A 23,775-nucleotide genomic window follows, 5' to 3' on the forward strand; every position below is an offset into this window, starting at 1 on the left:
CATCAGCGGGCAGGGGCCAAGCCGGCGTCCGCCCGGGTGTCACCAGGGGTCGACGTCGACGCCCGTGGTGACGATGCGCAGGGCCGTGGAGGCGACCCACGGGCGGTCGTGAGAGCTGATGCCGCCGTAGGACGGCATCGGCAGCTCGGGGAGCAGGGCCAGCACCGCGCTCAGGTGACGGCATTCGGCGGCGTCGACGGCCAGCTTGACGGTCGGGACATGGCGGAGTGCCGGAGGCGTGCGGAGCAGCTCGGCACGCGCCCGCGCGAGGGCCTCGACCTCCGCGCCGCCGGCTCCGGACGCGCCGCCGGGCCCGGACGGGCGGCTGTGCGCGGACGGGCGGCCGTGCGCGGCGTTGCGTTCCGCGATCGGTACGCTCTCCTCCACCCAGCAGCGGTAGCGCTCACCCCAGTCCACGAGCATGCGCGGCAGCCCGTGCTCGACGAAGAGCCGCTGCGCGCCCCAGCCCCGGAACCAGCCGTCACCGGACCGGAGCAACTCCTCGGCGAGCTCCACCTTGCCCTTGCGCAGCAGGTAGCCCAGGAAGGGGATGCCGACGTCGTCGCCGGCCGCGCCGGTGCCCTCGGCGAGCAGCGCGCGCGCCTCGTCCTCGCGGCCGCATTCCATCAGCGCCCGGACGACCGGGAGGCGGTGGTCCCAGCCGCGGTCGTTCTCGCGTGCCCGGTCGAACCACGCGTCGGCCTGTGCGCCGTCGCCCAGCAGCGCATGGACGGCGCCCACGGAGCCCGCCATCGAGGCGGACTCGTCCCACCTGCCGTCGTACGGGCTGAAGACGGAACGCGCGTCGTCCTCCAGCCCCGAGGCCGCGAGGAGCATCGCCACCTCGGCGGCGGCGCGTGGCCGGTGAGGTTCGGAGCACGTCCCGATCAGCTCCAGCGCCCCGGCCGTCTCCCCGCGCAGCGCCCTGAGCACGGCCGCGGAGTGGAGCGCCTCGCCGGCCCAGGCGTTGCGGCGGTTGACCCCGTACTCCACGACCGCCTCCCGGAAGGCGCGGAAAAGGTCGTCGACGGTGGCGGTGTCGGGCGGCGGCCACTCCTGAGGGCCCGGGTCCGTCATCGTCCGGCCCCGGAACGGCTCCAAGTACTCGTACAGCGGTTCGGGCACGCGTTCGGCCGCGGCGGGCGCGTCGGGGACGACCTCCAGCTCACCCCAGTGCACGGGCCAGGCGAACCGCCGGGCGGGCGCCCACGCGAGGGCCGCGGCCAGGTCGTCGTCGCGTCCGGGAGGGGCGATCACGACTCCGGGCAGCAGGGCGACGGCCCAGGTCTCGTCGTCCAGCGCGAACGTGGGGTTCGGCTCGGGGTACATGTCCTCCCCGAAGTCCTCGTCGTCGAGCATCAGGGGACGTGGCGCGGACGGCTGCCGCAGCAACCTGAAGTCGCCGATCACCTCGCCGGAGTCGGCGCGCAGGAACCGCAGCACCGTCGTGCCCAGCACCACGAGCACGCCGTCGGCGCCCCAGTGCACCCCCGTGGCCTCGGCGGGCGCGTCGAAGGAGCGCAGCCGTTCGCCTCCCTCGTCACCGAGCGACCAGATCTCGACGCCGCCCTCGGCGGTCAGGCACGCGGCCCGCTCGCCGTCCGGCTCCCAGGCCCAGGGGCGTACGTCCAGGTCGTAACTCGGCGACCGCGGCGCGAGGTCGAGGTCGTAGCGGTGTTGTCCGGTTCTGTCCACGATGCCGACGCGCGAACCGCATTCGACGATCGCCAGGCGCGTCCCCCACGACATGAACGTCACCTCGGCGTACCCGGGCCCCTCGGACACCCGCCGGCCGGTGAGCGCGTCGGCGATCACCAGGCGGCCGTCGTGGTGAAAGGCGAGGAGGCTTTCGTCGGGGCTCCATTCGCCGGACGGCCACTTGTAGTTGCGGTCGCCCTCGGTCATCCACGTGACGCGGCCCGACGCGGCGTCGATCGAGCAGATCCGCCCGTCGTGCAGGTTCCCGTAGAGCCGCCGGCCGTCCCGCGACCAGATGACCCGGTCCAGGACGAACCGGGCGCGGTCCGACAGCGGTTCGATCCTGGGGTCGTCCGGCCAGACCTCCCCGCCGTCCAGCGGGACGACGGCGCCGTGAGCGCGCGCGTCGGCCTCCTGAAGCACGTAGGCGCGCACGCCGTCGGGCGCCAGGGCGAACGGATCCGGGCGTCCCGAGTAGGTGAGGCGAGCGGTTCCGACGGGTTCGTTCTTCTCGCCGAACGGGTCCCAGACGCCCACGTTGTTCGACCGGTAGGCCATGGCGAGGCGCGAATCGTCCGCCGACCACTGGATGACCTCGCCGTAGCCGGGCCAGCCGATCCCGCCCTCGATCCAGTCGATGACGTTGACGCACCGCCCGGTGGTCACCTCCCAGATCTGCAGGGTGGCTCCGCGGTCGTAGTCGTCGCCGCCGAAGTCGCCCACCGCCAGATACCGGCCGGACGGGCTGAGCGCCTGCGCGGTGATCTCGACCTGGTGGACGTCCGGATGGCGCAGCAGCGCGCCGTGCTCCCGGATCCGCTCGGTCGCGTACCGGTGCGCGTCGACGACACCGTGGCGTCGCTCCAGCTCGACGAGTGCGGTGCGCATCGGGACAAGGTCGTGTTCCGGGACGAACGCGGTCCAGTCCGCGGCCCGCAGCTCCGCCTCGAAAGCCTCAGGTCCGGTCTCGGGCGAGTCGGGGATCTTCATGCCCAGTGATCGTACGACCGAGGGCGTGCCGAAGGAGGGTGAACGCGGTCCTCGTCGGCGCGTGGAACGGGATGGAACGCCCATCGGGTGTAGACCCACCGACGAGCCATGAGGAGCTCCCATGTCGTACCTGATGAAAAAGCTGCTGGTCGCGGCGGCGCTGGTCACCGCGACCGTCGCTGCGACCACCACCGTGGCCACCGCCCAGAGCGGCGCGCTGTTCGACGGCTTCGGCAAAGGAGTCGTGGAGGACACGGCGCTCGCCAACGCGGAGAGCGCTGCCAGGCAGAACGCGCTCGACCACGGGTTCACGGCGTGCGACGTGTTCGAGTCGGTGGTCTCCCAGGATGCGCGGACGCACGTGTTCTTCGCATTGGTCACGGTCCGCTGCGACGACGAGGCCGTGCTGGGATGATCCCGGTGACGGACACCCCCGAGGCCGCACACTGCGCATGCGGCCTCGGGCGGGGTCAGCGGGTGGTCATGAGGGTCAGGCTCTCGTCCTGTACGGAGGCCGTGACGCCGCGGGTGATGCGGTATCCGGCGAGGCCGGGACCGTCACCGTCGATGATCTCCTGAGCCGCGAGCCGGCCGAGCTCGGGCGCCAGGTTGACGCCGCTGTGGGTGACGAGGTGGTAGAGGCCGGGGACGTCGGGGTGCGTGCCCGCCAGCGGCAGGCCGTCCGCCGGCACGGGCCGGACGCCGAGGCGTACACCGGCCAGCCGGGCGGCGCGCAGCGCGGGAAGGACCCGCTGGCCGCCGGCGTGCAACCGCTCGGCCAGGGCGTCGTCGCTCTGGCCGGGCAGCAGCGCGTCCACGGGCCAGGAGATGGAGCAGATCCGGTCTCCGGGGGCGGGGCGCAGGTCAACCTCGGGCGTGGCCAGGATGGCGTCGAGCCGCAGGCCGGGGACCGGGGTGCTCTCTCCCACCAGCCCGGGGATCCGGGTCATGGGCAGGTCGGTGCCGGCCAGGGCCGCGATGCGGTCGGCGTCCGGGCCGGTGCAGTTGACCACCCAGTCGGCCTCCCAGCGCCGCGTGCCGGTCTCGACACCGGTGACGGCGTCGCCGTCGCGGATCAGCGCCTGCGCCCGCAGGCCGTACCTGATGTCGGCGCCGAGCGTGGCGGCGCGATCGAGCAGGCGCTGCACGAAGAGCGGGGCGTCGTACCACGCGCTCTGGTCGTGGACCACGAGCTCGCTCGCCGTGCACGCCGCCGGGTCGACGGCGGGGGCGAGTTCGCGCAGCTCGGACGGGTCGGCGATGCGGCAGGGGTGCCCCCACGACTTGAGGCGGACGGCCCGCTCCCTGAGCCCCCGCCGGCTCTCCTCGCTGTCGCCCCACTGGATGGCGGGCATGGGGTGCCGCCACGACGGACCTTCGAGCTCCTCGGCCAAAGTGGCGTGCAGGGCGGCGCTGGCGCGGTTGAGCTCGTAGTAGGCGCGCGGGGTCTTCAGATGGGTGACGTCCATGGAAAAGGTCGCGCTGGAGGTCCCTGCGGCGGGGCCGCCGGCCTCGATGACGACGACCTGAGCCCCTGCGACGGCCAGGTGGTAGGCGACGGAGGCACCGAGCACTCCGGCGCCGAGAACGATGACGCGGGACACGTGGATATCTTTCCTTCGGGAGTCAGAGGACCTTGCTGAGGAATGCCCGGGTGCGCTCGTGCCGGGGCTCGCCGAGCACGGCGCCGGGCGGCCCGGACTCCACGACGACCCCGTCGTCCATGAAGACGATGGTGTCGCACACCTCGCGGGCGAATCCCATCTCGTGGGTGACGATGATCATCGTCATGCCGTCCTCGCGTACGAGGTCGCGCATGACGTCCAGGACCTCGCCCACGAGCTCCGGGTCGAGGGCCGAGGTCGGCTCGTCGAACAGCATGAGATCGGGCCGCATCGCCAGGGCGCGGGCGATGGCGACGCGCTGCTGCTGGCCGCCGGACAGCTGGTCGGGGCGGCTGTTCGCCTTGTCGGCCAGCCCGACCCTGGTCAGCAGGGCGTGCGCGCGCTCGCGTACCTCGGCCTTCGGCTCCTTCTTGACCATGATCGGCGCCATCATGATGTTCTCGAGCGCGGTCATGTGCGGGAAGAGGTTGAAGCGCTGGAAGACCATCCCGATGTCCACCCGCTGGGCGGCGATCGCCTTGTCCGGCAGCTCGTAGACCTTCCCGTCGCGCTCCTCGTAGCCGATCAGGTGGTCGCGGAAGTAGAGGCGGCCGGCGTCGATGCGTTCGAGGTGGTTGATGCAGCGCAGGAAGGTGGACTTGCCGGACCCCGACGGGCCGATCACGGCCAGCACCTCTCCCTCCGCGACCTCCAGATCGATGCCTTTGAGTACGTCGAGCGCTCCGAACCGCTTGTGCACGCCTTCCGCGCGGATGAGGGTCGTCATCGGCTGAACCTGCGTTCGATGTAGTGCTGCCCGGCGTTCAGGACGGTCGTGGCCACCAGATACCAGAAGCACGCGACCGTGAGCAGGGCGACCTGCTGGAAGTTCCTGGAGTAGATGCCCTGGATCGAGGTGAGGAGCTCCGGTACGGCGATGGCGAAGACAAGAGAGGTGGTCTTGAGCATGGAGACCACCTGGTTGCCCGTCGGCGGGATGATGACCCGCATGGCCTGCGGAAGAATGATCTTGCGCAGGGTCTGGAAGCGGGTCAGGCCCAGGGCGTGGGCCGCCTCCGTCTGACCGTGGTCGACGGAGGTCATGCCGGCCCGCACGATCTCGGCCATGTAGGCCGCCTCGTGCAGGCCGAGGCCCAGCACCGCCGCGGTGAGCTGGGTGATGATCAGGTTGGTGTCGACCTCGAAGAACGTCGGCCCCCAGGGCACGCCGAGCCCGATCTTCGGCACCACCGCGGACAGGAAGTACCAGAACAGCAGCTGCACCAGCAGCGGCACGCCGCGGAAGACCCAGATGTAGAACGCGCTCAACGCCGCCAGCAACGGGTTGGGCGACATGCGCAGCACGGCCAGCACGATGCCGCCCGCGACGCCGACGAGCATGGCGAGCAGCGTGAGCAGCAGCGTGGTGCCGAGCCCGCTCAGGACCGCGGGGGAGAAGAGATACTCGCCGACCACCTTCCACTCCATGCGCGGGTTGGCCACCCAGCCCTGCAGCAGGAAGATCACCAGGAAGCCGAGGACGGCCGCGCTCACCCAGCGCCCCGGATGGCGGAGCGGGACGGCCTGGATCCGCTCCCGTGGAGCCGGGGGAGCGGTCTGCCCGGTCGTGGTCACGACTCGCCGCCGTTGAGCACGGCCTTGTCGAGGGCGCCCGACGACATCTTCCACTTGTCGAGGATCTTGGCGTAGGAGCCGTTCTCCATCAGCTTCTGCAGCGCCTGCTGCACGGCCTTGGAGAGGTTCTGGTCCTCCTTGTTGACGAGGATCCCGTACGGCAGGAAGCGGTAGGGCTCGCCCACCTGCTTCATCCGGCCACCGGACTGCTCGGCCTGGTAGGTGATGGTGGGCGTGCCGCCGATGAAGGCGTTGGCCCGGCCGGTGGAGACGGCCTGCAGACAGCCGACCGTGTCGGGGAACACCAGCACCTGGACCGCCGGCTTGCCCGCGTCCGTGCACTTCTTCTTCTGCTGCTCGGCGTCGTCGGCCTGGGCGGTGCCCTGCTCGACGGCCGCCGTCTTCCCGCAGAGATCGTCGAGCGACTTGATCGTCTGGGCGTCCTTCTCCTGGACCAGGAGCGAGCTGCTGGTCTTGAAGTAGTCGACGAAGGTGACCTTCTCGCGGCGTTCCGGCTTGTCGAGCATCGCCTGGATGGCCAGGTCGTAGCGGCGTGCCTGCACACCGGCGATGAGGCTGTCGAAGCTGGCCTGGCTGAACGTCACCTCGACGCCGAGCACCTGGCCGATGGCCTTCATCAGCTCGGGTTCGAGGCCGATGACCGACTTGTTGTCGGTGTCGAGGAAGACGAGCGGCGGGTAGTTGTGACCCGCGGCCACGTTGAGCGTGCCGCTCTTCTTGATCTTGTCGGGCAGCAGGTCGTGCAGTTCCTGATTCTTCTGCTGTGCCGGGGCGGCCGCCTGGGAGGCGCCGCCTCCGGAACAAGCTGTCAGGGACAGGAGTCCCGCCAGGCCGAATGCGGCGGCTGCTTGGGTGAACCGCATCGCGCAGGACACCACCTCTCGCGCTTGGTACTACTACGTTCCGTAAACACCAATATTGGGGGTCCGTTTGGATACGACAAGGTGAGCGAGCATGCGCATTGGTGCACATCCTGTTCACTCCTCCTTATCCTCTTTCTCACCCGTCCCAGGTAGCCGCCCAGGTGATCGATCGCGTCGCCTCAAGATGGTCCGCGGTCTGGTGATGCTTATCGCCGGACTGTTAAGTTGAGCCGATGCTTACTCCCGCCCAGCTTCAGGCGATCCGTGAGGTGGTCGCCACCGGTTCGCTCCGGACCGCCGCCAAGCGCCTCGGGTTCACCCCGTCGGCCATCTCGCAGCAGGTCTCCTCGCTGGAGCGGACCCTGGGCGTCCAGCTGTTCGAGCGCCTGCCGCGCAGCATCCGGCCCACCGCGGCGGGGGCCGAGCTGGCCCGCAAGGCCGCCCGGTTGCTGGCCGACCTCGAGGCGGCCGAGGAGGAGATGCGTTCCTTCGCCACCACCCACCGGGGCAGGCTGCGGCTCGGCAGCTTCTGGTCCGCCGGGTTCCGGCTGGTGCCCGCCGTGCTGGCCGAGTTCCTGCGCGACCGGCCCAACGTGGACATCCGCTACGAGGAAGGCGATCCGCACCGGACCATTCCCGCCGTCAACGAGGGGCGGCTCGACCTGGCCGTGGTCTTCGAGTACGGCATGGTGCCGCACAACTGGCCGAAGGACCTGACCATGACGTTGATCATGGAGGAGCCGCTCTACGTGCTCGTGCCGACCGGTCACCGGCTGGCCGCCCGCAAGCGCATCCAGTTCGGCGAGCTGTCGGCCGAACGGTGGATCTCCTACACCGAGGGGATGGACGCCTCGCTCAACCTGTCGCACATCTGCGCGGCCAGCGGCTTCGACCCCGACGTGCTGTTCCGCACCAACGACTACAACCTGCCCTTCGAGCTCGTACGCAAGGGGCTGGGGGTGGCGATCGTGCCGGAGCTGGCGATGATCGAGTCGCGCGACGTGTGCGTGTTCCGGCTCGGCGACCCCTCCCAGGTCCGCAGGGTCTTCACCGTGTGCCGCGCCACCGACCCCAACGCCCTGCTCGGTCACGCGACGAGCATGCTCATCAACGCCGCCGAATCCCTGCACCAGCGCGCGGACCTGCCCATCGCCGTATGAACCCCGTGCTGCCCGCATGGCACACCCTTCAGGCGATCAGGCCGGGGTGGTGATTGTTGAGGAGGGCGGTGCCCAGGTCGGTGACGGTGTGGATGACTGCTTGGCCCAGGCGGTGGCTGGTCACCAGGCCGGCCTGGCGAAGTGTGGTGGCCTGGCGGCTGGCGGTCGAGCCGGGAATGTCCAGCTGACGCGCGAGCTCGCCGGTGGTGCAGTCACCGTGGGCTATGGTCTCGAGCACCTGGGCCCGGGTGGGGCCGAGCAGGCTCGTCAGCGTCGGACGCCGGTCGGGGGCGTCGCCGTGCGCCCAGGTGGGGTCGTGTTCGATCGGATAGACCAGCACCGGGGGCAGCTCGGGATCGCGCAGGGTGATCGGTGTCTGCCTGCAGAAGAACGAGGGCTGCAGCACCAGGCCCCGGCCGTTGAGATGGATGTCGTGGTCGGCCGGATAGGCGAGCTCCAGCGTCGGGAAGCTCCACCGTGCCGACGGGTGGAGCGTGGCGAACACTGCCTCCCAGCCGCCTTCGAAGAGCACTCGTGCGCGGCGGGCGCGTTCCTGGGCGACCTGCGCGCGGATCCGTGGCCAGTACGGCGACAAGCATGCTTCGAAGTAGGCCTCGGCCGCGTCGGCGACGGCGCCCAGCGTCTGCGAGCCGCCCTCGGCGAGGTGGCCGACCCACCCGGGCAACCGCCTGCCGGGATGGCGCCAGGACAACTCGGTCAGGTCGAGATGTAGCCGCTCACGTGTGGTTCGGCGCAGGGCCTCGGTTCCCGCCGCCATCGAGCCCGGCTCGGTGCGCGGAGTGAGGAAGTCGACGGTATAACCTTGCGCGGGCGCGAGGGTCGTCAGTATCCGGGTCGCCGCGGGCGCCCTCGCCAGCGCCTCCTTCTTCCACTGACTGAAGACGATCGTCCGCTCCCGGCGGCGCAACCTGTAGAGGCTGAGCATCACCTCCCACATGGCGTCGCACCCGGGGGCGATGCGCGTTCGCGCGAGATCCTCGCCCGTGAAATGGATTCTCAGCGCCATGGATCCTCCGATCGACGTGCCCCGTTCGGCATGTGCACTCCGACGGAAGCACCTACTTCGACGGCGATCAGCGCAGTCAAGTTCGCAGGCACCCCGGCCGCGCGGTGTCCGGTCCCTCCCGCAGGGCCTCTTCCAGGGCATTTGCGCTGTGATGGAACGATCTTCGCCTCGGCCGGAGCCGCGCTGAAAATGATGGCTGATCTGTGACCGCCGCCCTTCTCCGGGGCGCGAATGTCCGGCTTTCCGGCCCAGAGGCGTGCCGGTGACGGACGGGGCGGCGGCCGGCGACGACAGCCTGTGACGGCTGCGACGAGGAGGTAACACGGTGAAACGATCACGGGGGACAGGCGGTCTCTTAGCCGGTCACCGCGCGGTGGGTGAGCGGCGCGGGGGCGCGCTCGGCGGCCTGGTGGCCCTGATGGTCGCCGCGTCCTTGGCCGGACCGGTTTCCGGGGGCTCGGCCGCGGTGGCCGACGACGGGAGCCCTCCGACCGACCGGGTGGCCGCCGCGCGATCGGCGAAGACACAGGGCACGCGGGTGGAGGTGGAGAGCGAGAAGAGCGACAGCTCCTCGCTCTGGGCCAACCCTGACGGCACGTTCACGCTGGAAACCTTCCCCGGCCCGGTACGGGTCAAGGACGGCGGCGAGTGGCGCCCCATCGACACGTCCCTGGTGCGGGCCGGCGAGGCGGGACTGCGGCCGAAGGCCGTGGCATCGGACGTCCGCCTGTCCGACGGCGGCCCGGAGCCCTTTGCCGAGGTGCGGGGCGCGGATCGCTCGTTCGCGGTCTCGTGGGGCAAGGCTCTGCCGTCGCCGCAGATCAAGGGGGACACGGCGACCTACGAGAACGTGGTGCCCGGCGGTGACCTCACCGTGAGGGCATTGCCGAACGGATTCAGCCATTCGATCGTCTTGCACCGGCGTCCGACGGGACCGCTGGAGTTCACGCTGCCGGTGGTCACGAAGGGTCTGAGGCTTTCCAAGGCCGCCGATCACGGCCTGAACCTTCAGGATGGTGCCGGCAAGGTGCTGGCGTCGGCTCCGGCCCCGCGAATGTGGGACTCCACGACCGACGAGCGCTCCGGCGAGCCCGTTCATCAGGCCGCCATCGAGACGACGGTGCGGCAGAGCGGCGACGGTGCGGTGCTGGTGCTGAAGCCGGACCCGAGGTTTCTTTCGGACCCGGCGGTGAAGTACCCCGTCACCGTGGACCCCACGAGCACGCTCACCGTGGAGACCGACACCTGGGTGCAGAGCGACATCCCCGATTCGCAGCGCGGCTCGACCGAGCTGAAGGCCGGCACGTACGACGGCTCCCACATCGCCCGCTCGTACCTGAAGTTCCGGCACATCGAGGACCTGCGCGGCACCCAGATCGTGGACACGGACCTGCGGCTGTGGACGTTCTGGTCATCGGTGTGTGTGGACCCCAGCGCGGGGGTGCAGGCACGCCGGATCACGGCGGCCTGGGATCCGGACACCATCAAGTACGGCTCGGAGCCGGCCACGACGACCAGCGGCGCGGTGATCACGAAGACCGCGCACGGGGCGGCGAGCTGCCCCCAGGACTTCATGCACTGGGACACCGACGCCATCGTGCAGGCATGGGCCGACGGCCAGCCAGACTACGGCATCCAGTTGCGCGGGGCGGACGAGAAGGACGCCTCGACCTGGCGCCGGTACTACTCCTCGAACTACGTCTCCGGCGCCCAAGGGGAGAAGGAACCCGCGCTCAGCGTCACCTTCACCTACAAGATCGGCACCCCCTCAGGGCTCGACATCGCGCCCAGAGCCTCCTCCGACCCGGCGGTCAACACCGTCGCGAGCCTCACGCCCACGCTGTCGGCCAAGGCGACCGATCCCGCAGGAGCGCCGCTGAACTACGCGTTCGAAGTCACCAAGGCCGGCAGCAGTGACGTGGTCGCCACGGGAGGCCCCAAGGCGGTGGCCTCCGGTGTCACCGCGACCTGGACGCCGCCGGCGGGCGCCCTGCTGAACCCCGGGTCGTACCGGTTCCGCGTCAGGGTGACGAGCCCGACCGGAGCGAGTGGCTGGTCGTCGTGGACACCGTTCGCGACGGACGTGCCCAAGGTGCCCACCGGCCTTGCCACCGGCGTGAGCGACCCGTCAGCCGTCGTGCTGTCGGGCGTGCTCCTGCGGCCCTCGGGAGAGCCGCTCACCGCCAGGTTCTACCTCTACGACAGTGCCGGCGCCGTCGTGGGACCGAGCCCGGCGGGGTCCAGCACCGTTCAGGGCGGGCAGCGCGCCGCCCTGAAGGTCTCCTCCGACCTCATCACGCCCGGCGCCGTCTACAAGTGGCAGATGGAAGCGTGTGTCGGCTCCGCCTGTAGCGCCCGTACTGCCCCCGTCACCTTCACAGCTCCGCGACCGACGGCGGACAAACCCACTCGATCCACCACCCTCGGCGCGGGCGTACTCGCCATACGGGGTGCCAAGACGGCTTCCGACGCCTGTGACGGGCACGCCTGCCCGCTCGAGAAGGCCGCCGTGTTCCACGTGGGAGGCGGCCTGATCTCCACGTTCAAGGCGGACCTCACCGCGATCCCGGCGGGTGCGGAGATCGCCTCGGCCACGCTCGATCTCGGAACCCCCACCTGTGCCGCCACGTGCCCCGCCACCCTCAAGGTGTCGGCGTACGAGCTGGCCGACGGCCTCGCCGCCGACGCGTCGGGAGCAGAGGCCTCCTCCAAGCTGCTGGACGAGCCGTTCGCCGAGGTGGACCTGGCCAACCCGAAGATCGACATCTCCGGGTCCGTACAGGGAGACCGTCAGGACGGTCAGGGCTTCGCGGAGCTCGCGCTGCGAACCACCGATCCCGCGGCACCGGAGGTGACCTTCGGCTCCGCCGGCGTGAGCGTCCCCTTGACCATCACCGTCACCTACGTGCCGCCGGGCGCGCCGGGAACCCTGCAGAACGTCAGCGTGCGGCCAGGTGACGGCGGAGCGCTCGTCACCTGGGGGCCGCCGTCCGACTCGACCGGTGACACCCGCATCACAGGGTTCGACCTGGACGTTCTCGACAGCGCGGGAACCGTCGTCAAGACACTGACGCCGTCCGAGCCGAGGGCCGTCGTCACCGGGCTGGCCAACGGATCGGCCTACGTCTTCCGGGTACGCGCCGAGAACGAACAAGGCAGCGGCGCCTGGAGCACCACCGCGGCCGTGAAACCGCAGGCCGTTCCCGATGGGCAGGAATACCTCGACGCTGTCACGCAATATCTGGACAGCCGGGAGGGCATCGTCGAGGGACGTTTCGCGGGCGCCTCCGACGCGATCGGCAGACATGATCAGGGCAATCGGTTCGAGTCGCTGCTCCAGGCGGACGAGCAAGCGCTCGTGGCGGCGAAATCCGAGGCTGACGCCGACGGCGGCGCTCAGGAAAGCTCGACGACCACACTGAGCAACACCCTTGTCTCCTTGTCGGCCGACGGCAGGACCGCGACCGTCCGCGCGACCGTGCACCAGTCCCGGCTCCGGCGTGACCCGACCGGGGAGAAGACCACGGAAGAAGAGGAGAACGACGCGGACTATTCCTTCAATGTCGTCGTGGCAGGCCAGAGTCAGCATCCGGACGGCTCCTCCGACGGTCTCACCGGTCAGGCGGACGGCGATTCGGTCGACTCCCAGGTCTACCCCGACGGGTCGGCCACGGCGGACATGAACGAAGACGCGACCGTGCCCGAACCCGGCGATGCCCCGGCGGACACCGTCTCGGCCGACTACGTGAACCAGTCCGGCATCGCCAGCTGGGCCAGGAGGAACTGGAACAGCCACCAGGAGTACGACAACTTCTGGCACCGCGGCGGCGACTGCACCAATTTCGCCTCCAAGGCGCTGCGATTCGGCGGTGGCGTCCTGGAGATCCGGAACTACGGGTCAACGGCGAAGCAGAAACGCGAGAACCCGAACAACTGGTTCTGGGCGGCCCCCGTCGGCAAGGACTCGAACACCTTCGTCATCGTCACGAAGAGCATGAGCCACATGGCCAACCGCCACCGGATCCAATGGCGCTCCACATTCTCGGACGTGCGCGTCGGCGACATCATGTACTGGGACTTCGATCCGCAGAACCACAACGGGGTCGACCATATGTCGATCGTCACGAAGAAGACGTCCTCCAGCGAAAGAGGAATCTTCTACACCGCGCACAGCACCAAGAGGCTGGACGAGAGGGTCTCCGACGCGAAGAAGAGAGGCACGCGGATCGGTTACGCGAGGGTGGTCCTGTGACGCGTTCAGGAAGCGGTACGGCAAACCCGGCGTGCCTCTGCCGGTGAGCCGCCGGACAGCGGGCGACCTGGTGGGCCGCCCGCTGTCCGGCATCAAGATCACGGCCGCGGCGCCGGGCCGATCAGCGGCTCGATCGAGTCCCAGGCGGGAGGCGCAGGCCACTCGCTCCCGTCCGCCGCCTCCAGGCCGATGACCGCGCAGGCCAGCAGGTGCTCGCCGGGCGGCAGCTCGCCCGTCAGCGTGGGGATCGTGGTGCGCGGGGCGAACACGTTGGTGCCGGGCAGGGCCGTGACCAGGGCGCCTTCCCTCCCGCCGGACAGGTCCTCGATCACGCACAGGCCGTTCGGCGAGTCGAGCCTGGCCCACCCGGTTCCGGTCTCCACCCGGGTAGGCGGCCGGTCCCGGTCGACCGCGAAGGCGCCCTCGGCCGTGCGCAGCGCCCGTCCGGTCCTGATCCGGTGCACCCGTACGTGCCACGGGGGCAGCGCCACCAGCCAGGTCTCGATCTCCACGTCGTCCCAGGGCTTCCAGTGCGCGTGCAGCACGCCGTCGGAGGCGGAGACGTCGTATGGCAGCTCGCACGGCCGCCAGTGCTCGCCGTCCTCGCTGAGCGCCAGCGTGCTGTCGAAGGCACCCTGTTCGAGCCCCAGCGTCCCGGCCGGCACGCTGAAGCCGAAACGCGTGGAGTAGGCGAACTTGGCGTACTTGGCCGCGCCGTGCCGCATCCACGGGGCGTGCTGCCCCGCGCTCAGCAGCACCACGTGCCGCCCCTCCTCGCAGCGCAGCAGCGCCACGCCCGCCTCCGGCTGGGTGCTGACCTCGGGCAGCGGCGGCGCGTCGGCCTCCTTGGCGGCCCAGAACGGGTGCTCCGCGGGCAGGGCGAGCGGCAGGAACGCCTTCATGGCCCAGTACGGCGAGCCGGGCGCGTTGTACTGCTCGGCCAGGTGCGGCTGGGGATAGCCGTAGCCGATGGTGAGCAGCCCGGAGGTGTCGCGGATGGGCCGGCCGCCCCACCAGCGCACGTTACGCAGCAGGTGGCCCTTGGTCACCTCCCACGGCAGCGCCTCGACCCCGGCGAAGGCCAGCGCCCCCCAGAACGCCGACTGCGCGAAACGGTAGGTCAGGCTCCTGCCGAACGGGACCGCGACCCCCTCGCTGGTGAACCAGTGCTGGAAGTCGTGGGCGAACGCCGCGGCCCGCTCGCGGAAGCGCCCGGCCCTGGCCGGGTCGTCGCCGAGCGCCGCGTAGATGAGGCCGTAGTAGTGCATGGCGAACGGGATGTAGTAGTCGCGCTGCCACTTGGGCCCGTCGGTGTACCACCCGCGCCCGAGGTCGAACTCCTCCAGCCGGTCGAGCCTGGCCGTGTTGGCGTCGCGGTCGTGGGCGACCCCGACCCGGTCGAGCCCGAGCCCCACCATGACCGGGAAGAACAGCCAGTTGTTGTCGTTGGGCTCCACGGTGACCGCGTGCCGCAGCCAGGCGGCCACGGTGTCGCGCTGCGGGCCGGTCAGCGGATCCCAGACCTGCTCGGGGGCCAGGGCGAGTGCCAGGCCGATGGCGGCGGTCTCGACCAGCCGCTGGTTGCGGTCGAAGGCCGCGCCCCAGTAGTCGGGGTGCTCGGGGTCGGTCCCGGCGGCCAGCCCGGCGCGCCAGAGCTCCCAGTGGTCGAACGCCCCGCCGCCGGCCGCCAGCGGCGCCAGCCCCCACAGCGGCCGAGCGAACGCTTCCAGCTCGGAGGCTGCCTGGTCGTAGTGCGCCGTGTTGAACCCCAGCCGCAGCCGCCCCCCGCCCGCGCTGAATCTGGTGGTCAGCGGTGCGACCAGGTCCAGGACCTGCCGCTGCAGATCGTCTCGGTCGCTGCCAGGCCGCCCTGCGCGGTCGTCGGTGTCCACGGGTTCTCTCTCCTCCGCTGGGAAAGCGCTTTCAGAAAGACAGGGTTCCCGCCGCCGGCCGCACTTGTCAACAGTGGGGCGGCGCCGTGCTGTCGCGGACGTGCAACTCCATCGGCAGGTACACCGGCTCCCCGTCGTGCCCCGCGGTCATGAGGGCCTCCAGCATCTCGGCCGCCTGCCTGCCGAGTTGCCCACGCGGCACCGACACCGTGGTCAGGCTCGTGTGCGCCACGTGGTCCAGCGCGATGTCGTCGAACCCGACCACCGACAGGTCCTCGGGAACCCGTACGCCGAGCTCGCGCATCCGGGTCACCGCCCCCAGCGCCACCAGGTCGTTGTAGGTGGTGAGCGCGGTGGCGCCGGTGCCGGCCACCTCGGCGGCGGCGTCGTACCCGGCGCGGCTGGTGGACCCGCACGGCAGGATCGTGACGGAGATGCCGAACGCCTTGGCCGCCTCCAGCGCCCTGATCCGCTCGGCGTTGGCCCAGGACACCTCGGGCCCGCTCAGGTAGGCGACCCGGCGGTGGCCCAGCTGCGCCAGATGGCCGCAGATCAGCATCATCCCGCCGAAGAAGTCGGCGGAGACCGCGGGCGCTGCGATGCCGGGGACGATCCGGTCGAGCAGGACGAGCGGGTGGTCCCGGGCGGTCAGCACGACCAGGTCCGAGCGCTCCAGGCGGGAGGAGCAGAGCAGCACCCCGTCGCAGCTGCGCATCAGGTCCGCGACCAGGTCGTGCTCGATCGAGGGGTCGTCGTCCGACTCCATGACCATGACGCGCCGCCCGTGGGAGCGGGCGACGGCCGAGACCGCCTTGAGCACGTCGGGGAAGTAGGGGTTGGCCAGGTTGGGGACCAGCACGCCGATGGTGCCCCACTCCCCGCGGGCCAGCCCCTGCGCCGCGGCGTTGGGCCGGTAGCCCAGCTGCCTGACCGCGTCGTGGACGCGCGCCGCCAGCGAGGGGGCGACCTTGGCCGTGCCGTTGAGCACGCGGGAGACCGTCGAGGCCGACACCCCCGCCGCCGCCCCGACGTCGCTGATCGTCACCCGGGCCGAGCGGCCCTGCCGCAGATTACGCACCCGCTCATCCTCCCCCCGTGGAGCGCCCGTCAGCCGAGCAGCCCGCGTAGATGATCAAGATCCCGCCGTACGGCCGCCGCCGGGTCGGCCGCCGGGTAGTGGACGTGCAGCGACAGCACTCCGGTGTAGCCGCGTGCGCGCAGCCCGGGGACGATCTCCGGCCAGGGGACCACGCCTCCGTCCGCGAACGGCTGCCACTCGCACACCCAGCCGTCCGCGGTGGACCGCCAGACGGCGTTCTTCACTCCCATGCAGGCCATCCGATCGCCCAGCAGGTCGACGTTGAGCGCCCATGCCTCGCTGCCCTCCTTGGCCTGGTTGCCGGGGTCGGCGTAGAAGCGCACGTCGTCCAGGTCGCCGGCGAGTGCGAGGGCGAGCGAGGCGGATGGATGGATCGTACCGTGATGCAACTGGACCGCCAGCCGCACGCCGTGCCGGGCCGCGACGGCGGCCAGGCGGGACAGGGCGGCCCTGGACTCCTCCAGCTGGCGGCGGTATCCGGCGGCGGGGTCGTAGCGGAAGAAACCCACCCGCATGAGGGGGACGCCGCTCTCGCCGCAGGCCGCGATGATCCGTTCGGCGTCCGCGTCGGCGTCGAGCAGGTCGGTGGTGACGACGTCGAGGGTGAGCCCGCGGCGTTCGAGCTCGGCGGCGACGACGGCGATGCCGCCCGGGTCGGCGGGGCTGACCGTCTGCCCCTCGCGCACGACGAGGTCGACCCCGTCGGCGCCCACCGAGGCCACGGTCTCGGCCAGCCGGGCGGGGTCGATCGGGCCGAAGGGCTTGGTGAAGGCGAGCAGGCGCACACGTACTCCCGAAGTTCTGAAAGCGCTTGTAGAGATTTTTCCGGCGCGCTGAGCTGATGATCTTATCGGCGCGCGTCGCCGAAAAGTGCCAGGCAAACCAGCATATGTCCGGCGGTATGGGTCATCTACGGACAGGTGTCATGACCGAGCATCGATCTGAAACCGCTTTCTCACAAGTCTTGAATCGGCCTGTGACCGGGGTTACTCTCGGACCCACCTCTCGGGCAAGCGCTTACCCGATGCCCGACACCCCTCTGACCTCCGTCTCTCGGGAGGGCTTCATGAAACTCCATCGGCCCGCGATGATCACCGCGATCCTGGCCTCGCTGCTCGTGGCGGCGTGCGGCACGTCGAGCACCGGCCGCGACGGCGGCAGCGGATCGCAGACCACGCTGCAGATCTGGGACTTCTCCGCCGAACAGGTGAACTTCCACAAGGACATCGGCGCGCAGTTCACCAAGGAACATCCCAACATCAAGATCGAGTGGCGCTCGATCACCCAGGCCGACTACATGAAGACCCTGCCCCTGGCCTTCCAGAGCAACCAGGCGCCGGACATGTTCTACTGGAACGCGACCGGGCTGTCCCAGTTGCTGGACCAGAAGTGGATCAGCCCGCTCAGCCCGGGCGGCACCGTCCCCGCCGACTTCACCAAGCGCTGGCCGGACGGGTCCTTCCTGGAAGGCATCAACGTGCAGGACGGGAAGACGTACGGTTTCCCGTTCTCGGAGAACCTCTACTGGGGCTCCGGCTACATGTTCCTCAACAAGCAGGTCTTCCAGCAGGCCGGGCTGGACGTCAACAGCCCGCCCAAGACCTGGACCGACCTCAAGAACGCCTGCGCGCAGATCAAGGCCAAGACCAAGGCCGAGTGCATCGCCGCCCCCACCAAGGGCGTGGACATGCAGCGGATCTGGTTCGCGATGATCAGCAGCGTCTCGACGGACGAGTTCTTCGACTACAAGACCGGCAAGTTCGACCTGACCGAGCCCGGGCAGGTGAAGGCCTTCGCCTACATCCAGGAGCTCAAGAAGGCCGGTTACCTGGCGCCGGGCACCAACGACAAGAACTTCTCCCGCCAGCAGTTCGCCGCCGACCAGGCCGGCATCTTCTTCGACGGCACCTGGGTGCCGAGCGTGTGGGCCAGCCAGGGCTTCAGCAGCGACAAGTACGTGGTGGCGCCGCGCCTCAACCCGGACGACGGGCAGACCGGCGCGGCCGGCCGCAAGTACGACGGCAACAAGTACTGGGTCAGCTCGCAGACCAAGAACGCCGACGCCATGTGGACGTTCATCCAGTGGATGACCGACCCCAACGGCTACTTCGTCAAGCAGTACTACAAGAGCGCCTTCGGCACGCTGGCCTACGTCGACAACCAGAAGATGGTCAGCGACCCGGCGCTCAAGCAGATCATGCAGATCGCCGCGCAGCCGGGCTACCGCGTCCAGCTCCCCGTGCCGCTGCTCAAGTGCCCCGACATCGCCAAGTCCAAGGCGTACGTCAACGCGCTGGCGAAGACCCCCGACGGGGAGTGGGAGGCCATGGGCGAGGCGCTGGTCAGCGGCCAGTCGCTGGAGTCGGTGGGCGCCGCCATCGTCAAGCAGCGCCAGACCGCCCTGGAGGAAGGGCTCAAGCAGGAGGCCGCCGCCGGTCTGAAGGTGTCGATGGACTGCTACACCTTCCCCGACTGGGACTACACCAAGGACTACACGAAGGACATGTACAAGAACTGACCGGTCGGCGCCCCCTTCTCCCTCGTGAGGACATCCATGACAACCACCGCCCCCGCCCCCGGTAGGGAGAGGGCGCCGGACAGGGACCGGCCGCCCGCCGAGCGTGTGCCCGAACGCGTCGATCACTCCCGCGAGCGCGTCCGCGGCTTCGACAGGGTCTGGCTGGTCGTCTTCCTGGCCCCCTTCCTCCTGCTCTACCTCGGCTTCACCCTCTGGCCGCTGGCCGCGACGATCTACTACTCCTTCTTCGACTGGTCGGGCATCGGCCCGATCGACCAGTTCGTCGGGGCCGACAACTACGGTTCGATCCTGGTCGACCCGCTGTTCTGGCTCTCGGTGGTCAACACGCTGATCTTCGCCGTGCTGACCACCGTCATCAAGCTCCCGATCTCGCTCCTGGCGGCGATCGTGCTCACCCGCAAGTGGCTGCGCGGCAAGCGGTTCTTCCGGACCCTGTTCTTCGCGCCGCTGATCATCCCCGTAGCCATGGCGGGCCTGGTCTTCACCTACCTGCTCAACCCGTCCAACGGCGCGCTGAACGCGATCCTGCGCGACCTCGGCCTGGTCGACCAGGGGTTCGACGTGTTCGCCAACCGGTGGAGCGCGCTGCTCGTGCTCGTGCTCGTCTCCGTCTGGCAGATCTTCGGCCAGTACATGATCTACTGGATCGCGGCGCTGCAGAACGTGCCGGAGGAGGTCTACGAGGCGGCCGACATCGATGGCGCGGGCGAGTGGAAGAAGCTCACCCGCATCACGCTGCCGATGATCAGGCCGGTCGCCGTGATCATCACCCTGCTCGGCATCGTGAACGCCATGCACGTCTTCGGGCTGGTCGTCACCCTCACCGCGGGCGGCCCGGGCACCAGCACGTACGTGGTCTCCTACTTCATCTACCAGAACGCCTTCGGCTCGGTGCCGTTCGCCTACGGCTACGCCTCGGCCGCGGCGCTGCTGTTCTCCGTCATCGCCTTCGTCCTGGTCTCCGCCCAGGGCGTCGCGGTCCGCCGGGCCCAGCGGCTCAGGAAGGAGTACGGCGTCTGATGGCCACGATCAACCAGGCCGCCCGGCGCAGCCACAGGACGCGGGCCAACCTCATCGCCCTGCCGATCCTGGTGGTCATCGGGCTCGTGTGGGTCTATCCGTTCCTGTGGACGATCTCGGCCGCGTTCAAGACCCAGGCCGGGATGTTCACCAGCGGCGCGAGCCTCGTGCCCGACCAGCTGAACTTCGACAACTTCGTCCGCGCCTGGGTCAACGCCGGGTTCTCCGGATACTTCTTCAACACGGTGCTCTACTCGGCCGCCTCGACCCTCGTCGAGCTGGTCAAGGCGGCGCTGTGCGGCTACGTGCTGGCCAGGTACGAGTTCCCCGGCCGCACCCTGCTCTACCGGATGATCGTGGGGACCCTGTTCATCCCGGTCGCCTCGATCATCGTCCCGCAGTTCGTGCTGATCGAGAACCTCGGCCTGCTGAACACGCGGGCCGGCGTCATCCTGGCCATGTCCGGCGGCGCGGGCGCGCTCTACGTCCTGCTGTTCGTCGGGTTCTTCTCCAGCGTCCCGAGCGACCTGTTCGAGGCGGCCAAGCTCGACGGGGCCGGCTTCATCAAGACGTTCGGCCTCATCCTGCCGCTGGCCAAACCGGTCATCGCGGTGGTGGTCATCTTCCAGTTCATCAGCAGCTGGAACGAGTTCAACATCCCGCTGGTGTTCACGCTCGGCCAGCCCGACCTGCAGAACCTCGCCGTCGGAATGCTCTCCTTCCAGGGTGAGCACGCCACCGACTGGACCGGGTTCGCCGCCGGGATGACGATCTCGTTCCTGCCGATGCTGGCGATCTTCCTGTTCTTCCAGAACTACTTCACGCGCGGCCTGGCCGGCGCCACGAAGGGGTGACAGTCCGCTTGAAGACGAGGCACGGCGCGTTCGCCTACACCTGGGACCTCGTGGGCGACCCCGCGGCGGCCGAGCGCATCGCCGGGCTCGGTGTGAGCACGGTGACCCTGCAGGCGGCCTACCACTCGGTCCGGGCCACCACCGCGTGGCATCCGCGCCACCGCATCGTGCAGGCCGATCACGCGGCGGCCTACTTCCGGCTGCGTCCCGAGCGCTGGCGCGGGCGGCTCAAGCCGTACCCGCCGAGCTGGGGGGTGCCGGACGAGGACCGGTTCGGGACGGCGCTGGCCGCGCTGGCGGGGGCCGGGCTGCGGGCCGAGGCCTGGATGGTGCTCACGCACTCCTCGGTGCTGGGCCGCGAGGCGCCCGACCTGACGGTCAGGAACGCGTACGGCGAGTCCTACCCCTACGCGCTCTGCCCCGCCCAGCCCGCCGTCCACGACTACGCGCTCACCCTCGTGAGCGAGGTCTGCGAGCAGTACGACGTGCCCGCGCTGATGCTGGAGGCGTGCGGCTGGCTGGGCGCCGAGCACGCCGGCCACCACGAGAAGACCTCCGGCGCCCACCTGTCCGCCTGCGGCCGGGCCCTGCTGTCGCTCTGCCTCTGCCCGGCCTGCCGGAGCGGGCTGGCGGAGCGCGGCCTGGACGTCGAGGAGCTGGCGCGCGACGTGCGCGCCGCCGTGGACAGGGAGCTCCAGCAGGGCGTCCCCGCCGGGGAGAGCCTGGGTGACGCGCTCGGCCACGAGCGCGCCCAGGCCGTCTACGATCACCGCGGCCGGGTCATCGCCGACCTGGTCCGGGACGTGGCGGTGCCGGCCGGCGGTCGCGAGCTGCTGCTCATGGCCACCGACGACCCGCAGGTCACCGGCCCCGACGTGGGGATCGACCTGGCCTCCTTCGACGCGCCGGTCGACGCGTACGTGCTCAAGTGCTGGGGCCCGGAGGAGGCGGCACTGGCCCAGGTGAAGGCCGCGGCGAGCCGCACCGAGATCCCCCTCGTCGCCAACCTGACCGTGCTGGAGGACGGGTACGCCCGGATCCCGGCACTTGCCGCCGACCTCATCGCAGGGGGAGCGCGGCAGCTACGTTACTACCACGCCGGGTTGGGCTCGCCTGCCCGCCTGGCCAGCGTGCGGGCGGCGGCTCGCGTGAAGGAGAGGCAATGCTGAACGGGCTGTACGTGATGGACCCGAACCGCTTCGACGACGTCTACGGCCCCCAGGCCAGGGAGGCGATCGAGCGGCACCTGACCATCGCCTCGCCCCCGCTCACCGCCGACCGGATCACCCCGGACGTGCTCGCCGACCTCGACGTGCTGGTGACCGGGTGGGGGGCGCCCAAGCTGGACGCCGCCCTGCTCGCCGCCGCGCCCAGGCTCTCGCTGGTGTTGTACGGCGCGGGCTCCATCAAGGGGATGGTCACCCCGGAGATGTGGGCCAGGGGAGTGCGGGTCACCTCGGCGGCCACGGCCAACGCCGAGCCGGTCGCCGAGTTCGCGCTCTCGCAGATCCTCTACGCGCTCAAGCACGGCTGGCGCTACGTGCTGGCCGCGCGCGCCGCCGCGGCCACCGCCCCGCGCGGGCCCGAGATCGGGGCCTATGACGCGGTGGTCGGGCTGGTCTCGCTCGGCGCCACGGGCCGGGCCACCGCGCGGCTGCTCGCCCATCACCACCTCGACGTGCAGGCCTACGACCCGTACGCCGACCCGGCGCAGGCGGCGGAGCTCGGCGTGCGTCTCGTCGGCCTGAAGGAGCTGTTCGCCACCTCCGACGTGGTCAGCCTGCACTCGCCGCTCACCCCCGAGACGCAGCGCCTGGTCGGCACCGAGCTGCTGGAGTCGATGAAGCCCGACGCCACCCTGATCAACACGGCGCGCGGCGCCCTCGTCGACGAGGCCGCGCTCGTGGACGTGCTGGGCCGGCGGACCGACCTGTTCGCCGTCCTCGACGTCACCGAGCCGGAGCCGCCCGTCGCCGGATCGCCGCTGTTCACGATGCCCAACATCGTCGTCACCCCGCACGTGGCGGGCAGCCTGGGCTTCGAGCGGCGCCGCCACGGGCAGGCGATGGCCGAGGAGCTGGCCCGCTACATCGCGGGAGAGCCGCTGCTGTACGAGATCACCGAGTCCGGACTGGCGAGGAGGGCGTGAGCCCAGCCACCCTGGTGCTGCTGCCGCCGCACGATCCGGCCACCGCGGGCTGGCGGGCCCGGCTGGAGCAGGCGGTGCCGGAGCTCGTCGTGCTCCAGCCGGAGACCCAGGAGGAGGCGGCGCAGGCGCTGGCGGAGGCCGACGCCGCCTACGGCACGCTGCCCGCGGACCTGCTGGCGCACGCCGGACGGCTGCGCTGGCTGCAGGCCCCGCAGGCCGGGCCGCCTCCGGGCTTCTACCATCCGGCCCTGGTCGCGCACCCCGTGCAGGTCACCAACATGCGTGACACGTACACCGACCACGTGGCCGCGCACGCGCTGGCGCTCGTGCTCGCGCTGGCCAGGGGCCTGCCCAGGTACGCCCGCGAACAGGCCCGCGCGCGCTGGGCGCCCGACTGGGACCCCGGTGCCGTGCTGTCCATGGGCGAGGCCACCGCCCTGGTGGTGGGGGTGGGTGCGATCGGGGCCGAGGTCGGCAGGTTGCTGGCGGCGTTCGGCACCAGGGTGGTGGGCGTGGACGCCCGGCGCGGCGGCCCCGTGCCGGGCTTCGCCGAGGTGCTGCCGGCCGACGCGCTCGACCGGCAGCTTCCCGAGGCGGACCTGGTCATCCTGACCGTTCCGCACACCCCGGCCACCGAGGGCCTGCTGGACGCGCGGCGGCTGGCGCTGGCCAAGCCCGGGGCGTACGTCGTCAACATCGGCCGCGGGCCCATCGTGCGGCTCGACGACCTGACGGCCGCCCTGGCCGAAGGGCGCCTGGCCGGCGCGGCCCTGGACGTCTTCGAGACCGAACCGCTTCCCGCCGATCACCCACTCTGGCGGCGTCCGGACGTGCTCATCACCCCGCACGTGGGAGGCGTGGGTCCGCACGGCGAGGAGCGGCGCTTCGCCGTCCTGCTGGAGAACGCCCGGCGCTTCGTGGCCGGGCGCGAACTGATCAATCTGGTCGACAAGTCCGAATGGTACTGAATCA

At 70.5% G+C, this 23,775-nt stretch carries 18 protein-coding genes; 9 read left to right on the top strand and 9 right to left on the bottom strand.

Annotated elements, in window-relative coordinates:
- Nucleotides 1–39 precede the first annotated feature (39 nt).
- Nucleotides 40–2,688 (bottom strand): WD40 repeat domain-containing protein, encoded by a 2,649-nt coding sequence (locus AB0L65_RS17425; RefSeq protein WP_364246153.1) that lies wholly within the window; start codon nt 2,686–2,688, stop codon nt 40–42.
- Between the two features lie 121 nt (nt 2,689–2,809).
- On the opposite strand from AB0L65_RS17425, the gene AB0L65_RS17430 reads away from it, so the two are divergent.
- Complete coding sequence (locus AB0L65_RS17430; protein ID WP_364246156.1) at nt 2,810–3,103, top strand: hypothetical protein; 294 nt, start codon at nt 2,810–2,812, stop codon at nt 3,101–3,103.
- Between the two features lie 55 nt (nt 3,104–3,158).
- Here the strand turns inward: AB0L65_RS17430 and AB0L65_RS17435 are convergent, their stop codons facing one another.
- Genes AB0L65_RS17435 through AB0L65_RS17450 form a run of 4 tightly spaced genes read right to left on the bottom strand, consistent with a single transcriptional unit; the run spans nt 3,159 to nt 6,811 of the window.
- Nucleotides 3,159–4,292: an FAD-binding oxidoreductase gene (locus tag AB0L65_RS17435; protein ID WP_364246159.1), complete on the bottom strand. Its 1,134-nt coding sequence runs from the start codon at nt 4,290–4,292 to the stop codon at nt 3,159–3,161.
- Between the two features lie 22 nt (nt 4,293–4,314).
- Complete coding sequence (locus tag AB0L65_RS17440) at nt 4,315–5,079, bottom strand: amino acid ABC transporter ATP-binding protein (protein ID WP_350731821.1); 765 nt, start codon at nt 5,077–5,079, stop codon at nt 4,315–4,317.
- On the bottom strand, nt 5,076–5,927 hold the full coding sequence (locus AB0L65_RS17445; protein ID WP_355200056.1) for an amino acid ABC transporter permease: 852 nt from the start codon (nt 5,925–5,927) through the stop codon (nt 5,076–5,078). Before AB0L65_RS17445 ends, AB0L65_RS17440 begins: the two co-directional genes overlap by 4 nt.
- Nucleotides 5,924–6,811 (bottom strand): ABC transporter substrate-binding protein, encoded by an 888-nt coding sequence (locus AB0L65_RS17450; RefSeq protein WP_364246163.1) that lies wholly within the window; start codon nt 6,809–6,811, stop codon nt 5,924–5,926. Before AB0L65_RS17450 ends, AB0L65_RS17445 begins: the two co-directional genes overlap by 4 nt.
- Before the next feature lie 233 nt (nt 6,812–7,044).
- On the opposite strand from AB0L65_RS17450, the gene AB0L65_RS17455 reads away from it, so the two are divergent.
- Nucleotides 7,045–7,971 (top strand): LysR family transcriptional regulator, encoded by a 927-nt coding sequence (locus tag AB0L65_RS17455; protein WP_364246166.1) that lies wholly within the window; start codon nt 7,045–7,047, stop codon nt 7,969–7,971.
- Between the two features lie 28 nt (nt 7,972–7,999).
- Here AB0L65_RS17455 and AB0L65_RS17460 read toward each other — a convergent pair whose 3' ends face one another.
- Nucleotides 8,000–8,998: a helix-turn-helix domain-containing protein gene (locus AB0L65_RS17460; RefSeq protein WP_364246168.1), complete on the bottom strand. Its 999-nt coding sequence runs from the start codon at nt 8,996–8,998 to the stop codon at nt 8,000–8,002.
- 325 nt (nt 8,999–9,323) lie between these two features.
- Here AB0L65_RS17460 and AB0L65_RS17465 point away from each other — a divergent pair, with 325 nt between their 5' ends.
- The gene (locus AB0L65_RS17465) at nt 9,324–13,250 is read left to right on the top strand and encodes a DNRLRE domain-containing protein (RefSeq protein WP_364246171.1); all 3,927 of its coding nucleotides are present in this window, start codon (nt 9,324–9,326) and stop codon (nt 13,248–13,250) included.
- Between the two features lie 98 nt (nt 13,251–13,348).
- Here AB0L65_RS17465 and AB0L65_RS17470 read toward each other — a convergent pair whose 3' ends face one another.
- From AB0L65_RS17470 to AB0L65_RS17480, 3 genes are all read right to left on the bottom strand, one after another.
- Nucleotides 13,349–15,142 carry a DUF2264 domain-containing protein gene (locus AB0L65_RS17470; RefSeq protein ID WP_364246173.1) on the bottom strand — a complete coding sequence of 598 codons (1,794 nt, stop codon included), beginning with the start codon at nt 15,140–15,142 and terminating at the stop codon, nt 13,349–13,351.
- Between the two features lie 67 nt (nt 15,143–15,209).
- Complete coding sequence (locus tag AB0L65_RS17475) at nt 15,210–16,220, bottom strand: LacI family DNA-binding transcriptional regulator (RefSeq protein ID WP_364246176.1); 1,011 nt, start codon at nt 16,218–16,220, stop codon at nt 15,210–15,212.
- Between the two features lie 29 nt (nt 16,221–16,249).
- Nucleotides 16,250–17,026 (bottom strand): sugar phosphate isomerase/epimerase, encoded by a 777-nt coding sequence (locus AB0L65_RS17480; RefSeq protein ID WP_364246178.1) that lies wholly within the window; start codon nt 17,024–17,026, stop codon nt 16,250–16,252.
- A 281-nt stretch (nt 17,027–17,307) separates the two neighbouring features.
- Between AB0L65_RS17480 and AB0L65_RS17485 the strand changes: the two genes are divergently transcribed.
- From AB0L65_RS17485 to AB0L65_RS17510, 6 genes are read left to right on the top strand one after another with little or no spacing between them, the layout of a single operon-like run.
- Nucleotides 17,308–18,759 carry an extracellular solute-binding protein gene (locus AB0L65_RS17485; RefSeq protein ID WP_364246181.1) on the top strand — a complete coding sequence of 484 codons (1,452 nt, stop codon included), beginning with the start codon at nt 17,308–17,310 and terminating at the stop codon, nt 18,757–18,759.
- Between the two features lie 36 nt (nt 18,760–18,795).
- Nucleotides 18,796–19,800 carry a sugar ABC transporter permease gene (locus AB0L65_RS17490; RefSeq protein WP_364246183.1) on the top strand — a complete coding sequence of 335 codons (1,005 nt, stop codon included), beginning with the start codon at nt 18,796–18,798 and terminating at the stop codon, nt 19,798–19,800.
- A complete protein-coding gene (locus AB0L65_RS17495) occupies nt 19,800–20,654 on the top strand; it encodes a carbohydrate ABC transporter permease (RefSeq protein WP_364246186.1) in 855 nt (284 codons plus the stop codon). Before AB0L65_RS17490 ends, AB0L65_RS17495 begins: the two co-directional genes overlap by 1 nt.
- Nucleotides 20,655–20,662: 8 nt before the next feature.
- Entirely contained in the window at nt 20,663–21,823 is a 1,161-nt protein-coding gene (locus AB0L65_RS17500) for a hypothetical protein (protein ID WP_364246189.1), read from the top strand.
- Nucleotides 21,817–22,803 (top strand): hydroxyacid dehydrogenase, encoded by a 987-nt coding sequence (locus AB0L65_RS17505; protein ID WP_364246192.1) that lies wholly within the window; start codon nt 21,817–21,819, stop codon nt 22,801–22,803. Before AB0L65_RS17500 ends, AB0L65_RS17505 begins: the two co-directional genes overlap by 7 nt.
- The gene (locus AB0L65_RS17510) at nt 22,800–23,771 is read left to right on the top strand and encodes a D-2-hydroxyacid dehydrogenase (RefSeq protein WP_364246194.1); all 972 of its coding nucleotides are present in this window, start codon (nt 22,800–22,802) and stop codon (nt 23,769–23,771) included. Before AB0L65_RS17505 ends, AB0L65_RS17510 begins: the two co-directional genes overlap by 4 nt.
- Nucleotides 23,772–23,775: the final 4 nt, after the last annotated feature.

The organism is Nonomuraea sp. NPDC052116, from assembly GCF_040680035.1.
In the GTDB taxonomy this organism is placed as follows: Bacteria; Actinomycetota; Actinomycetes; order Streptosporangiales; family Streptosporangiaceae; genus Nonomuraea; species Nonomuraea angiospora_A.